This is a genomic window from Streptomonospora sp. PA3, assembly GCF_009728995.1.
Classification (GTDB): Bacteria; Actinomycetota; Actinomycetes; order Streptosporangiales; family Streptosporangiaceae; genus Streptomonospora.
The window spans coordinates 113,949-128,399 of record NZ_VTZW01000020.1; the positions used below are offsets into that span (position 1 = coordinate 113,949).

At 71.9% G+C, this 14,451-nt stretch carries 9 protein-coding genes; 1 reads left to right on the forward strand and 8 read right to left on the reverse strand.

What is annotated here, in order from left to right; genetic code table 11:
- Window positions 1-16: 16 nt before the first annotated feature.
- Window positions 17-4,318 (reverse strand): HAMP domain-containing protein, encoded by a 4,302-nt coding sequence (locus FZ103_RS22890; protein WP_156004064.1) that lies wholly within the window; start codon window positions 4,316-4,318, stop codon window positions 17-19.
- 382 nt (window positions 4,319-4,700) lie between these two features.
- On the opposite strand from FZ103_RS22890, the gene FZ103_RS22895 reads away from it, so the two are divergent.
- A complete protein-coding gene (locus FZ103_RS22895; RefSeq protein WP_156004185.1) occupies window positions 4,701-6,881 on the forward strand; it encodes a SpoIIE family protein phosphatase in 2,181 nt (726 codons plus the stop codon).
- A 43-nt stretch (window positions 6,882-6,924) separates the two neighbouring features.
- Here the strand turns inward: FZ103_RS22895 and FZ103_RS22900 are convergent, their stop codons facing one another.
- The 7 genes from FZ103_RS22900 to FZ103_RS22930 all read right to left on the reverse strand — a co-directional run bounded on the left by FZ103_RS22900 (window position 6,925) and on the right by FZ103_RS22930 (window position 14,451).
- Window positions 6,925-7,530, reverse strand: coding sequence for a response regulator transcription factor (locus FZ103_RS22900; protein ID WP_186356732.1), 606 nt, complete (start codon window positions 7,528-7,530; stop codon window positions 6,925-6,927).
- Window positions 7,527-8,831 (reverse strand): histidine kinase, encoded by a 1,305-nt coding sequence (locus FZ103_RS26115; protein ID WP_156004066.1) that lies wholly within the window; start codon window positions 8,829-8,831, stop codon window positions 7,527-7,529. The genes FZ103_RS22900 and FZ103_RS26115 overlap by 4 nt, the downstream gene beginning before the upstream one ends.
- A gap of 220 nt (window positions 8,832-9,051) precedes the next feature.
- The gene (locus FZ103_RS22910) at window positions 9,052-9,918 is read right to left on the reverse strand and encodes an ABC transporter permease (RefSeq protein WP_156004068.1); all 867 of its coding nucleotides are present in this window, start codon (window positions 9,916-9,918) and stop codon (window positions 9,052-9,054) included.
- Between the two features lie 112 nt (window positions 9,919-10,030).
- Window positions 10,031-11,026: an ABC transporter ATP-binding protein gene (locus FZ103_RS22915; protein WP_156004070.1), complete on the reverse strand. Its 996-nt coding sequence runs from the start codon at window positions 11,024-11,026 to the stop codon at window positions 10,031-10,033.
- Window positions 11,027-11,155: 129 nt separating this feature from the next.
- A complete protein-coding gene (locus tag FZ103_RS22920) occupies window positions 11,156-12,598 on the reverse strand; it encodes an FAD-dependent oxidoreductase (RefSeq protein ID WP_186356733.1) in 1,443 nt (480 codons plus the stop codon).
- A gap of 117 nt (window positions 12,599-12,715) precedes the next feature.
- Entirely contained in the window at window positions 12,716-13,570 is an 855-nt protein-coding gene (locus FZ103_RS22925) for an ABC transporter permease (RefSeq protein WP_156004074.1), read from the reverse strand.
- The gene (locus FZ103_RS22930; RefSeq protein WP_156004076.1) at window positions 13,567-14,451 is read right to left on the reverse strand and encodes an ABC transporter permease; all 885 of its coding nucleotides are present in this window, start codon (window positions 14,449-14,451) and stop codon (window positions 13,567-13,569) included. Before FZ103_RS22930 ends, FZ103_RS22925 begins: the two co-directional genes overlap by 4 nt.

A 14,451-nucleotide genomic window follows, 5' to 3' on the forward strand; every position in this document is an offset into this window, starting at 1 on the left:
TCTTCTGCTCCTGCTCTCAATCCGTGCTGTCCGGGCTGTCCGCCCCGTCCGACTCGCCGTCGCCGTCCAACCACTTGCGGATCACGTCCAGCAGGTGGTCGAGGTTGACCGGCTTGGTCACGTAGTCGGACGCGCCCGCCTCCAGGCTGCGCTCGCGGTCGCCCTGCATCGCCTTGGCGGTCAGCGAGATGATCGGCAGATCCGCGAACTGCGGCATCTCCCGGATCGCGCGGGTGGTGGCGTTCCCGTCGAGCTCGGGCATCATGATGTCCATCAGCACCAGCTCGACGTTCTCGTTGGCCTCCAGTTTCTCGATGCCCGAGTGGCCGTTGTCGGCGTAGTGCACCCGCAGCCCGTGCGCCTCCAGCGCGCTGGTCAGCGCGAACACGTTGCGGATGTCGTCGTCGACGATGAGTACCTCGCGCCCGGCCAGCACCGCGTCGCGGTCGGGGTCGGGCGAGGCCCCGGTCTCGGAGGAGCCCCCGGCCTCGCTTTCGGGCGCGCCCTCGGCGGGCTCGGCCAGGGCGGGCACCTGCACCGGCTCGACGCCGGTACCGGGGTCGGCCTCCTCCTCCACCTCGGTGGGCTCGACAGGCTCGACCGGGCCCAGGTCGGCGGGACTGTCGGGCACCCGCAGGTCGACCTCGGTCAGCGGCTCGATGTCGGCGCGGGCCCCGGTGACCGGCTCGGGCGGGGAGTCCAGCGACGCCTCCAGCCGCTCGGCCGTGCCCTCGGGCACGCGCACCGGCAGCAGCAGGGTGAACGTGCTGCCTTCGCCGTGGACGCTCTGCACCCGGATCTCGCCGCCGAGCAGCCGGGCGAAGTTCTGGCTGATCGACAGGCCCAGCCCGGTGCCCCCGAACCGGCGGCTGGTGCCGCCGTCGCCCTGGTGGAACGCCTCGAAGATGACCTGCAGCTTGTCGTCGGGGATGCCGATACCGGTGTCGGCCACCGAGAAGGCGATGATCTCGTCGTTCTCGCCGAACATGTCCAGATCGGCGTCCTCCAGGGCCCACGCGGGCTCGATGAGCAGCCGGACCTCGCCGGTGCTGGTGAACTTGACCGCGTTGGACAGCAGGTTGCGCAGGATCTGCTGCAGGCGCTGCTCGTCGGTCCACAGGTAGCTCGGGATGTCCGGCGAGACCTCCACGCCGAAGGCCAGGCCGCGCTCGGCGGTCATCGGCCGGAACGACGCCTCGACGTAGTCGACCAGCTGGCTGATCGACACGTCGGCGGCCTGCACCTCGGCCCGGCCGGCCTCGACCTTGGCCAGGTCCAGGATCTCGTCGATGAGCTGCAGCAGGTCGTTGCCCGCCTTGTGGATGGTCTGGGCGAACTCCACCTGCTTGGAGGTGAGGTTCTGCTCGCTGTTGTCGGCCAGCAGCCGCGCCAGGATGAGCAGGCTGTTCAGCGGCGTCCGCAGCTCGTGCGACATGTTCGCCAGGAACTCCGACTTGTACTTGGAGGAGACCTGGAGCTGGTGGGCGCGGTCCTCCAGCGAGCGCCGAGCCCGCTCGATCTGCCGGTTCTGCAGTTCGATGGCCCGGTTCTGGCTGGCCAGCTGCCCGGCCTTGCTGTGCAGCTCGGCGTTCTTGCGGCGCAGCTCCTCCTGCTGGCGCTGCAGCTCGTTGGAGCGCTCCTGCAGCGCGTTGGTCAGCTGGCGGGACTGCAGCAGCAGGTACTCGGTCTTGGAGTTGGCCAGGATCGTGTTGACCGTGGTGCCCAACTGCGCCATGAGCTGGCGCAGGAAGTCCAGGTGCACCTCGCGGAAGCGCCCGTAGGAGCCCAGCTCCACCACGCCCAGGACCCGGTCCTCGGAGATGATCGGGAAGATCGCGATGGTCAGCGGCGCGGCCTCGCCCAGCCCGGAGCCGATGCTCACGTAGCCCGGCGGGACGTCGTGGATGATCATCTCGCGCTTCTGCGCGATCACCTCGCCGACCAGGCCGGTGCCCGAGCGCACGCGCCGGCGCGACTCGTCGGGCTGGTAGCCGAAGCTGCCGAAGAGCAGGAAGACCTCCTCGTCGTCCTTCTCCTCGGGCAGGTAGCAGGCGCCGTGCTGGGCCTCGACCAGCGGCGTCACCTCGGTCATGATCAGGCGCGCGAGCTCGTTGAGGTCGCGGTGGCCCTGGATGCGGCCGGAGATGCGCGCCAGGTTGCTCTTCAGCCAGTCCTCGTCGCGCTGGGCGGCGGTGGTCTCGCGCAGGTTGCTCACCATCAGGTTGATGTTGTCCTTGAGCTTCTGCATCTCGCCGCGGGCGTCGACCTGGATGTTCTGGGTGAGGTCGCCGCGGGTGACCGCGCTGGCGACCTCGCCGATCGCGCGCACCTGGGTGGTCAGGTTGCCGGCCAGCTCGTTGACGCTGTCGGTGAGCTGCTTCCAGGTGCCCGAGACGCCGTCGACCTTGGCCTGGCCGCCCAGCTGGCCCTCACTGCCGACCTCGTGGGCCACGCGGGTGACCTCGGTGGCGAACGCCGAGAGCTGGTCGACCATGATGTTCACGGTGTCCTTCAGCTCCAGGATCTCCCCCTGGGCGTCGACCGTGATCTTCTTGCTCAGGTCGCCGTTGGCCACCGCCGAGGTGACCTGGGAGATGTTGCGCACCTGGGTGGTGAGGTTCTGCGACATCGAGTTGACGTTCTCGGTCAGGTCCTTCCAGATCCCCGAGACGCCCTTGACGTCGGCGCGCCCGCCCAACTGGCCCTCGGTGCCCACCTCGCGGGCCATCCGGGTCACCTCGTCGGCGAATGCCGAGAGCTGGTCGACCATGACGTTGATGGTGTCCTTCAGCTCCAGGATCTCGCCCTTGGCGTTGACGGTGACCTTCTTGGTGAGATCGCCGCGGGCGACCGCCTGGGTGACGATGGAGATCTGGCGCACCTGGTGGGTCAGGTTGTTGGCCATGGAGTTGACGTTGTCGGTCAGGTCCTTCCAGACCCCCGAGACCCCGCGCACGTGCGCCTGGCCGCCCAGCGTCCCCTCGGTGCCCACCTCGCGGGCCATGCGGGTGACCTCGTTGGCGAAGGACTCCAGCTGGTCGACCATGGTGTTGACCGTGTCCTTGAGGTCGAGCATCTCGCCCTGCGCGTCGACCGTGATCTTCTTGGACAGGTCGCCCTTGGCCACCGCGGTGGTGACCTGGGAGATGTTGCGCACCTGGTAGGTGAGGCTGTTGGCCATGGAGTTGACGTTGTCGGTCAGGTCCTTCCAGATGCCCGACACGCCCTTGACGTTGGCGCGGCCGCCCAGCTTGCCCTCGGTGCCCACCTCGCGCGCCACCCGCGTGACCTCGTCGGCGAAGGAGTCGAGCTGGTCGACCATGGTGTTGACCGTGTCCTTGAGCTGCAGCATCTCGCCCTGGACGTCCACGGTCACCTTGCGGCTGAGGTCACCGCGCGCCACGGCCGTGGTCACCTGCGAGATGTCGCGCACCTGGTTGGTCAGGTTGTCGGCCATGGAGTTGACGTTGTCGGTCAGGTTCTTCCAGATGCCCGACACGCCCTTGACGTTGGCGCGGCCGCCCAGCTTGCCCTCGGTGCCCACCTCTCGCGCCACGCGGGTCACCTCGTCGGCGAAGGTCGACAGCTGGTCCACCATGCCGTTCACGGTGTCCTTGAGCTGCAGCATCTCGCCCTGGACGTCCACGGTCACCTTGCGGCTCAGATCGCCTTCGGCGACCGCGGTGGTGACCTCGGAGATGTTGCGCACCTGCGCGGTCAGCCGCGACGCCATCTGGTTGACCGATTCGGTGACGTCGCGCCAGGCGCCCGAGACCCCGTCGACCTTGGCGCTGCCGCCGAGCTTGCCCTCGGTGCCCACCTCGCGCGCCACCCGCGTGACCTCGTTGGTGAACCCGTTCATCTGGTCGGCCATCCGGTTGACCGAGGTGGCCAGGCGCAGCAGGTCGCCGTGCAGCGAACCGTGCCGGCTGGTGAGGTCGACCCGCTGGGACAGGTCGCCCCCGGCGACCGCGTCCAGGATCTGGGCGACGGATGTCACCGGCTCGCTGACCTCGTCGAGCAGCTGGTTCAGCGCCCGGACGCTCTTGCCCCAGGCGCCGCGTGCGGGGCTGACCGCGATACGCTCGTTCAGCCGCCCTTCGGTGCTGACGACTCCGCCCACCCGCTGCAGTTCGCTGCTGAGCTGTTCGCAGTGGTCCAGGACCTGGTTGAATACGGAGGCGATCTCACCGGAGCGGCCCTCGCCGCGCGAGTCCAGCCGTACACTGAAATCGCCGTCTCGCATGCTGTAGAGCGCGCGGAGCAGCTCGTCGAGCTGCGCTTCGTGCCTGTCCGGCGCCCGCGTGGCCTCGGGCATTGATCCCCTCCTCATACTGCTCACTACGGGCATCTCGGCCGGTGGGGGACCGGGGCCGCCTGGTCGGGGCGTGATCCCAGGTGGCAGGATCGTCGCCCGTGGTCATCGACGCACCGTACCGTGATGGACGATGGCCGTACCAGACGTCAGCCGAGATGGACCGCGATGCTCCAGGTTATGCGGCCCGACCGCTCACTAGACGAACGTTCTGAGATCATGACTTGGTTGCTCTTCCCACTGTGCCCGCTCCAGGGGGCTCCTGCGGACACCGCGGGCGGTCGCCGGCCGAACGGCCGGGGGGCCGGCACCGCGGTGGTCGCGTCTTCGCGGGCCGCCTCCCTCGACTTCCCAACCGTACGGCTTCACGATGCCAGATGAGACGATGAAGGTCGCCCGGCGCGAGTTCTCGCCCACCCCCGGCACCGCGGGCGAGGCCCGCGGCTTCGTGCGCGACACCCTCAGCGAATGGGGCGCCGACCAGTCCGCCGACGACATCGTCCTGCTCGTCAGTGAGCTGGTCACCAACGCGGTGGTGCACGCCGAGAGCGTGCTGGAGCTGGTTGTGCGCCGCCTGCCCGAGGCGGTCGAGGTGGTCGTCGCCGACCGGGTCCCCGAGCGCGCCGTCCCCCAGGCGGGTTCGCTCTCGGTGGACACCTCCCCCGCCGCAGACCCCGGCCGCAGCGGCGGGCTGGGCCTGGCGCTGGCCGCGGCGATCGCCACCAGCTGGGGCGTCAGCTACAGCAAGGACGACAAGGCCGTCTGGTTCCGCATCCAGGACGAGACCGCCGAGAGCCCGGACGCCTCCGGGGGCGCGCTGGAGCCGCCGGCGCCGGTGCGCCCGACCCGGCGGCGCCCCAGCCGGCCCAACCCCTGGGCCGCGCTGGACGCGGCCCTGTCCGCGCGGCTGCCGATGCCCGAACTACTCGACCGCATCGTGGAGTACGCGCGCTCGGCGCTGGGCGGCGACGCCGCCTACATCGCGCTGGCCACCACCGACGAGACCGAGTGGGACCTGCGCGCCGCCACGGGGCTGACCGACGAGCCCTGGCGGCCCTTCCGCAGCCGCACCGAGGAGACCTTCCCCTCCGTGGCACCGGCGCCCGGGGCGATCATCAACGACGACCTGATGATCGCGCGGGCCCACCGCGGCAAGCTGGCCCAGGCCGGGATGCGCTCCCTGGTGACGGCGCCGCTGATCGTCGACGGCCGCATCACCGGCCTGATCGGCGTGGCCTCGCGGCGCATCCGGCACTTCGGCGACACCGCCGCCAAGCGCCTGCAGGACGGGGCCGACCGCATCGCGCTGCCCATCGAGCGGGCGCGGCTGGCCGAGGTCGAGCTGGCCCGGCGCGCGAGTCTGAGCTTCCTGGCCGAGGCCAGCGACCTGCTCACCGGAACGCTCGACGAGCAGATGACCGCGGCGCTGGCCGCCCAGCTGGTGGCCTCGCGGCTGGGCAGCTGGTGCGCGGTGCACTCCACCAGCGAACTGGGTTCCACGCGGCTGATGCACACCATCCACCGCAACGAGAACTACAACGACGTGCTGCGCACGCTGCTGACCGAGCTGCCGCCGCCCGTCCAGCGCGAACCCCGCCCGCTGTGGAGCCGCGAGATGCTCTCGGCGGCCGGGCTGGTCGACGAACTGCTGATGGAGCTGGCCGAGGGACCGGCGATAAGCGTGCCGCTGGTGGCCCACGGCCAGACGCTCGGCCGCCTGACGCTGGGCAAGGACGCCGACGCCGACTTCACCCGCGACGACGTCGACGTGGTCGACGACCTCGCCCGCCGGGTGTCCTCGGCCATGGAGAACGCGCGGCTGTATGCGGGCCAGACCTCGATGAGCGAGGCGCTGCAGCGCAGCCTGCTGCCGGCCAAGGAGAAGGAGCCGGCCATCCCCGGCGTCGACCACGCGGTGTTCTACCGCTCGGCCGACGAGCGCACGGTGGTGGGCGGCGACTTCTACGACGTCTTCGCCACCGACGGCCGGTGGTGCTTCGCGATCGGCGACGTGTGCGGCACCGGCCCCGCGGCCGCCGCCGTCACCGGCCTGGCCCGGCACACCCTGCGTGCGCTGGCCCGCGAGGGGTTCTCCCCGGCCCACATCATGGACCGGCTGAACAAGGCCATCCTCGACGAGAACACCAGCACCCGGTTCCTGACGATGCTCTACGGCGAGCTGACGCCGCTGGGCGCGCCGGGGCAGGGCATGCGGTTGCGCCTGGTCTCGGCGGGCCACCCGCTGCCGCTGCGGCTCAACCAGAAGGGCGAGGTCGACTCCATGGGCACCTCGCAGCCGCTGCTGGGCGCGTTCGAGGACGTGGACTTCTTCACCGAGACACTGGAGATCGGCTCCGGCGACGTGCTGCTGGCGGTCACCGACGGCGTGACCGAGCGCCGCAACGGCACGGAGATGCTCGGCGACGAAGGACTGATGAAGATCTTCGCCAACTGCTCGGGGCTGACGGCCCAGGCCGTGATCGTGCGCATCGACCGCGACCTGGAGGAGTTCGCCCCCGGCGGGCACACCGACGACACGGCGATGCTGGTGCTGCGGTTCCTGTGAAGGGGCGCGGTTCGCGGTCGCGCGCCCTCCGCAGAACCGGCCTTTAGAGCCAGCCCATCTCCTGGGCGGTGCGGATGGCCGCCAGGCGGTTGCCGGCGCCGGTCTTGGTGATGGCGCTGGAGAGGTAGTTGCGCACGGTGCCCTCGCTCAGGTGCAGCGCCCGGGCGATGGCGCCCACCGGCCTTCCCTCCGAAGCCGCGCGCAGCACCTCGGTCTCCCTGGCGGTCAGCGGGTTCTCTCCCGACGCCATGGCCGCGGCGGCGAGCTCGGTGTCGATGTAGCGGCCGCCGCCGTGCACCTTGCGGATCGCGCCGGCGAGCTCGTCGACCGGGGCGTCCTTGGCCAGGAAGCCGCGCGCGCCGGCGGCCAGGGCCCGGCGCAGATAGCCGGGCCTGCCGAAGCTCGTCAGCATCAGCACGCCGCACCCGGAAGCCTCGCGCTGCAGGTCGGCGGCGACGTCCAGCCCGCCCTTGCCGGGCATCTCGATGTCGAGGACGGCGATGTCGGCGTTCTCCCGCGTGACCGCCGGCACCACCTCGTCGCCCCGCCCGACCTGGGCGGCCACCTCCAGGTCCGGCTCCAGCCCGAGCAGCGCCGCGATCGCGCCGCGGACCAGGTGCTCGTCGTCGGCGAGAACGACTCGGATCACGCGGTCACGTCCTCTCTGCCCGGCAGGCCGGCCGGCTCGTGCTCCCCCTCGCGTACGGGCCCCTCCGGCAGCGGCAGCACCGCCCGCAGCAGGAAGCCGTCCTGGCCGGCGGTGGGGCCGGCGGTGAGCGCTCCCCCGGCGGCGGCGACCCGCTCGGAGAGCCCGCTCAGCCCGTTGCCGAAGGACGCGGCGGCCTCGCCGGACCGCTGGGCCCCGTCGTTGAAGACCTCGGTGACCAGCGTGGCGCCGTCCCGCCGCAGGGCGACCGAGCAGCGCCGGGCCGAGCTGTGCCGCAGCACGTTGGTGGTGCCCTCGCGCACCACCCAGGACGCGATGGCGCGCTGCTCGGCGGGGACGTCGACGTCGGCGCCGGAGACCGTGCAGCGCACCCCCGCGGCGGTGAGGACGGCCTGGACGCCGGCGGTCTCGGCGGCCAGATCGACGTCGCGGTAGCCGGTGACGGCCGCGCGCACCTCGCGCAGCGCGTCGCGGGCCAGGTGCTGCACGGCGCTCATCTCCCGAGCGGCGCCCTCGGGGTCCTTCGCGGCCAGCCGGGCGGCCAGCTCGCTCTTGACCGCCAGCGCGGAGAGGCTGTGGCCGAGCAGGTCGTGCATGTCGCGGGAGAAGCGCAGCCGCTCCTCGGAGACCGCCAGGCGCGCCTGGGCCTCGCGGGCGGCGTGCGCCTCGGTCACGACGTCCCAGAGCAGGATGACGGCGGCGTTGCTGGCCAGCATGACGAGCCAGACGATCAGCTGGACGCCCGCCAGCCAGCAGGCGAGGAAGACCTGCACGGGAGTGGGCGCGTCCCGCGTCGCCAGCAGCAAGGGCGGCAGGCCGGCCGCGATCATCAGCGCGGCATAGCCCGCCTTGTGCCGGCGCCGGCCCGTGACGGCGACGCTGGCGGCCCAGAACTGCGTCGCGCCCAGCGCGAACGGGTTGGGGCCGAGCAGCCCGACCATGGCCAGCAGCGCCAGGTAGGAGAGCACGACGTCGCGGCGGAGCCCGGTATCCGGCCGGTCGATGCGGGTGCGGATGACCCGCATCGAAAGGTAGGCCAGCAGCACCGAGCACGCCACGCCGGCGGCCGCGAGCACGCCGCTCAGCGCCCCGGGCGCCCGGCTGGCGAAAGAGGCCAGCTCGGAGGTCTGCATATCGATGCCCGCCACCACCGCCATCAACGCGCTGAGCACGCAGAACAGCGGAGTGCACAGCGACATCAGCAGCACGATGCGCCGCGCGAGGTCGATCCTGCGCCGCATCCGGTCCGTGTCGCCCAGCGCGGCGGTGCCGTCTCCGGTCACGCGCCCACCCCCTTCGCCTGCCGTGCCGGTCTCCGCGTGCCGGCCTGGAAGGGCCTGCGGTGCGCTTCGACGCGCCGCCCTCCCTCCGACCCGAACACACTAAGCGTCGTGCGGCGCGCGGACGGCGGTGCGCGGCGGACGGCCGGGTGGCCGGCCGGCCGCCGCGCTTTCCGCAGGCGGGTGCGCGCCCGTCCGCCCGCCTGCGGAGTCTGCGCGGCGCTCACTTGGGCTGGCGGGGATCCCAGCGGAAATAGCGCAGCGAGAGGACCGCGAGCGCCGCCCAGACCAGGACCACCGCCGCGGACGGCAGCGCCGCCGTCCACAGCTCGATGCCGGAGGCCGGATCCGCCCCCGGGACTCCGCCGAAGACGTCGAGGCCGAGGTAGCCCGCGCGCAGCAACTCCACCGCGGGGGCCATCGGCAGCAGCCGCGCTGCGGTCGCCAGGCCCTCGGGCAGCACCTCCAAGGGGAGCATCAGGCCGCTGGAGAGGTAGAGCACCAGGAAGGGGAGCATGCTGATCATCTGGGCGCTCTCGGCGTTGCGCGCGAACCGCGTGGAGGCGGCGCCCAGCAGGGCCATGGTCACGGTCGTCACCAGGACGGTGGCCGCGACCATGACCGGGTCGGCCGGCAGCCGGTCGAACCCGGCGGCCAGTACCGCGGCGACCACGGCCGTCAGCACCGCGACCACCGCCACCACCGACAGCGTGGTCGCCCCGAACAGGGCGGCGGGAGCGACCCCGCTGGCGCGGAAGCGCTTGAGGATCAGCTGTTCGCGGCGGGCCGCGTAGATGTTGGAGACGTGCATGACGCCGATCATCATCGCGATGACGGCCGGGGTGCCGGCGAGCGACAGCTCCGCCAGGTCGACGCCGGGGACCGGCGACTCCCCCTGGGAGATCACCGCGATGCCGACGAAGAACAGCGGGAACAGCACGAAGAACAGCGCGGTGCGGTACCGGTGGATCAGCGTGAACTCGGTGCGGGTCAGCCGCAGCGCCTGGCGGACGGTACTGACAGGGCTGCGCGGCGGGGCCTGCCCGATCCCGTCCCGCCGTTCGGCGGCCTGCTCGGTGGTGGGGCTCATCGTCGGTTCCTCTGCGAATGGCGGCGAGTGGAAAGGGGGCGCACAGCGCCTCCGTGAGGGGCGGTGGCGGGCGGTCGCCGGCGGCTGCGCGCCCGGCGGGCCGCCCGGCGGCTCATCCGGCGTCCGGGCGGCCGGAGACGACCTCGGCCGCTCCCTCGGCGACGCTGAGGAAGACGTCCTCCAGCGATGCGCTGCGCAGCTCCAGGCGCTCCAGGGCCGTGCCGCGCTGCCGCGCCCAGTCCAGCAGCGGCCCCATCGCCCGGTAGGCGCGCCCGTCGGCGTCGTCGCCGCCGACGGTGTAGTTCACCCAGGCCTCGCCGCCGCGCATCTCGACCGCGGCGGTGGAGCCGGGCAGCTCGGGCAGGTCGGCGAAGCGCACGTCGGCGGGCAGCCGGAAGGCGATGCGGTCGCCCCATTCGACGACCACCTCGCGCAGGGTTCCCTCGATCCGGGTCTCGCCGCGGTGCATGATGGCCAGCCGGTCGGCGAGGAACTCGGCCTCCTCCAGGTGGTGCGTGGTGAGCAGGACGGCCATCCCACGCTCGACGAGTTCGGCGACGGCACTCCAGGTGGCGCGCCGGGCCTCGGGGTCCATGCCGGTGGTGGGCTCGTCCAGGAACAGCACCTCGGGCTGGGAGAGCACCGCCAGTCCCAAATCGAGGCGGCGCTTCTGCCCGCCGGAGAGGTGGCGGACCTGGACACCGGCCTTGTCTGCGAGGCCGGTCAGCTCCAGCACCGCGCCGCGGTCCATCGGGTCGGCGGCCAGGTCGCGGGAGAGGTCGATGCTCTCGGCGACGGTCAGCTCCGGGAAGAGCCCGCTGTGCTGCAGCACGGCGTCGACACGCTCGCGCAGCTCGCGGGGGCGGCCGTAGGGGTCGCTGCCCAGGACGCGCACGGTGCCCGCGGTGGGCCGGCGGAACCCCTCAAGGGTCTCGACGGTGGTGGTCTTGCCCGCGCCGTTGGTGCCCAGCAGCGCGAACAACTCTCCCTTGGCCACCTCGAAGGAGATGCCCTTGACCGCCTCGAAGTCGCCGTAGCTCTGCCGCAGGCCCCGGACACTGATCGCGTGCTCGCCGGGCTCGGCCGCCGGCGGTTCTGCTGTGCTCATACCCCCGATTCTCCCGCCCGGCCCCGCAGCGCCCCCAGACCCCGATGTCACCGCCCGCCCGTGAGATCCGCCCGGCCCCGCCCATGACAGGTGTCATACCTCGCCGGACCCGGTTTCCGGTCCGAACGATCAGCTGTCGATGCCCATGCCCACGGCGTCCAGGGTGCGCAGCCAGAGGTTGCGGCGGCCGCCGTTGCGGTCGGCGGCGGCGAGGGAGCGTTTGGTGAGTTCGATTCCGGCGTAGCGCAGCGGCTCGGGCGGGAAGGGGACGGGGCGGCTGCGGACCAGCTTGAGCCGGGTGCGTTCGGTGTCGGCGCCGTCGAGGCGGTCGAGCATCACCTGGGCGCCGAAGCGGGTGGCGCCCACGCCCAGGCCGGTGTAGCCGGCGGCGTAGGCCAGCCGGCCGCCGAACGCGGTGCCGAAGAACGCGCAGAAGCGGCTGGAGGTGTCGATAACCCCGCCCCAGCTGTGGGTGAAGGAGAGCCCTTCCAGCTGCGGGAAGGTCGCGAAGAAGTTGCCGGCGAGGCGGTGGAAGGTCTCGGGGTTCTGGTCGTAGGCGGGGCGCACCCGGCCGCCGTAGTGGTAGACGACGTCGTAGCCGCCCCACAGGACGCGGTTGTCGGCGGTGAGCCGGTAGTAGTGGAACCGGTTGCCGGAGTCGCTGAGACCCTGGCGGCCCTGCCAGCCGATCGAGGCCAGCTGCTCGGCGGTCAGCGGTTCGGTGACCAGGGCATAGTCGTAGACGGGCGCGACGTAGTGCCGGATGCGGCGCAGCGGGCCGGGGAAGGCGCCGCTGCCCCAGGCCACGCGTTCGGCCAGCACCGATCCGGTGCGCAGCTGGAGCCGCAGCCCGCCGTGCTCGCGGCGGATGCCGCGCACGGGGCTGTTCTCGTAGATGCGCACGCCCAGCCGCAGGCAGGCCTCGCGCAGCCCCCACACCAGCTTGGCCGGGTGCACCATGGCCACGCCGTCGGGGTCGAGCAGCCCGCCCAGGTAGGTGGGCGAGTCGACCAGGGCGCGCGTCTGCGCCCCGGTGAGGGTGCGCACGCGCTGGCCCAGCCCGCGCAGCGCGGCCGCGGTGTCGGCCAGGTCGTCGACCTGCCAGGGCTCGGTGGCCACCGCCAGCTCGCCGGTGCGCTCGAACTCGCAGTCGATCCCGTGGCGGCGGAGGGTGTCCTCGATGGCGTCGAGGTTCTGTCGGCCCAGCCGCTCCAGTTCGGCGATCTCCTCGGGCCAGCGCTCGGCGCCGTTGCCGTGGCCGTGGGTGAGGCTGGCGGCGCAGAATCCCCCGTTGCGGCCGGAGGCCGCCCAGCCGGCGGTGCGCGCCTCCAGCAGGACGACGTCGCGCCCGGGGTCGCGCTCCTTGGCGATGAGTGCGCTCCACAGCCCGCTGAACCCGCCGCCGACGACGGCGAGCTCGGCGCGCTCGGCTCCCTCCAGCGCGGGGGCGGCCTCGGGGACGTCGTGGCCGACCACGTCGGGGTCGAGCCAGAAGGTGCGGGGGCGGGCACCGGCCAGCGCCCGGGAGGCCGGTGCGGCCGGGTGCGGGCGGCCGGGAGCGGACGCGGACACGGTGACCAACTTCCGTTCGTAGCGGACGGGGATGCTCGTGCGGGGGCGGCCGCGCAGGGGCGCCCGGGGGCGGGGCCCGCCCGGCGGGGACGGCGCGCGGCGGCCCCGCCGGGCGGGTCAGCGGCTGCGCCGGCGCGCCAGGACCATGTTGCCCGCGGCCAGCAGGACGCCGATGCCGAAGATCAGCGTTCCCATCACGTTGACCTGCGGCGGGATCCCCACACGGGTGGCACCCCAGATCCACAGCGGGAACGTCTGGGTGCTGCCGGAGACGAACGAGGTGATGATGTAGTCGTCGACCGACAGCGCGAAGGCGATCAGCCCGCCCGAGGTGATCGCCGGCACCAGCAGCGGCAGCGTGACCAGGCGGAACGTGGCCAGTGGCGTGGCTCCCAGGTCGCGCGCCGCCTCCTCGACGCTCGGGTCCATGGTCAGCACCCGCGCCCGCACGGTGATGGCAACGAACGACACCGAGAACATCACGTGGGCGATGAGGATCGTCCAGTAGCCCACGGCGATGTTCATGGTCAGAAACATCGAGAGCAGCGAGGCGCCCAGCACGACCTCCGGCGCCGAGATCGCCGAGAACATCACCAGGTTGGTGGCCGACTGGCCGAAGAACCGGTAGCGCCCCAGCGCCAGGCCCAGCAGGGTCCCCAGGAACCCGGCGATGAGCATGGTCAGCACCGCGATGGTGATGGTGTTCAGCAGCGCGACGTTGAGGTCGGGGTAGGCGAAGGCGTCGGAGTACCAGCGGAGGGTGAAGCCCTCCCAGGTGACGTTGTGCCGCCCCTTGATGTCGTTGAAGCTGAACACGACCATGAACACGATGGGCGCGAAGAGCCAGCACAGCACCGCCCAGGTGAAGTACTTGCCCCAGTCCGGCCGGCGCCGCTCGCCGCCCCGGCGCCGCGCGGAGCGCTCGGCCGCCGCACCGCCCGGGGTGCGGCCGGTCTCGGTCGCGGTCGTCATCGGGCCTGCACCTCCATCACCTGTTCGGTCCCCAGCGCCTTGGCGTAGCTGAAGATCCCGATCAGCAGCACCGCCATGAGCACGAAGGTGATCGCGGCGGCCAGCGGATAGGCGTTGTTGACCAGGTACTGCGTCTGGATCACCTTGCCGATCATGGTGTTGCCGGTGCCGCCGAGCACCGTCGCGGTGACGTAGTCGGCGCTGGTCGGGATGAACACCATGATCACGCCGGCGAACACGCCCGGCAGCGACATGGGCAGCACCACGCGAACGAACGCCTGCACGCGGCCGGCGTAGAGGTCGTGGGCCGCCTCCACCACGCGGTGGTCCATGCGCTCCAGCACCGCGTAGATCGGCAGCACCATGAACGGCAGGAAGTTGTAGGCGAGCCCGAAGACGACCGCCGTGGCCGAGTTGAGCACCCCGAAGTCGGCGGGCAGCACACCCAGGCCCTTGAGCGCGCCGAGGATGACGCCGTTGTCGGAGAGGATGAACCCCCACGAGATCGTCCTCAGCACGAAGGACACGAAGAACGGCAGCAGCACCAGCAGCAGGTAGGTGGTCTTGTAGGCCCCGCCCTTGAACGCGATCCAGTAGGCCACCGGGTAGCCGATGGCGATGCACAGCAGCGTGGCCAGTCCGCCGTAGAGCAGCGACCGCAGGATCTGCTCCCAGTAGAGGCCCAGGGCGCGGGTGTAGTTGCCCACTTCGAAGGTGAACGAGTACCCCGCGCCCAGGCTGCCGGTCATCAGCGACATCGACACCACGCTGGCGATCGGTGCCACGAAGAACAGCGCCAGCCACACCCATCCGGGAAGGACCAGGGCGTAGGGCGCGAACCGGCCGGTGCGCCCGCGCTTGCCCGCTTGTGTCGCCGCCAT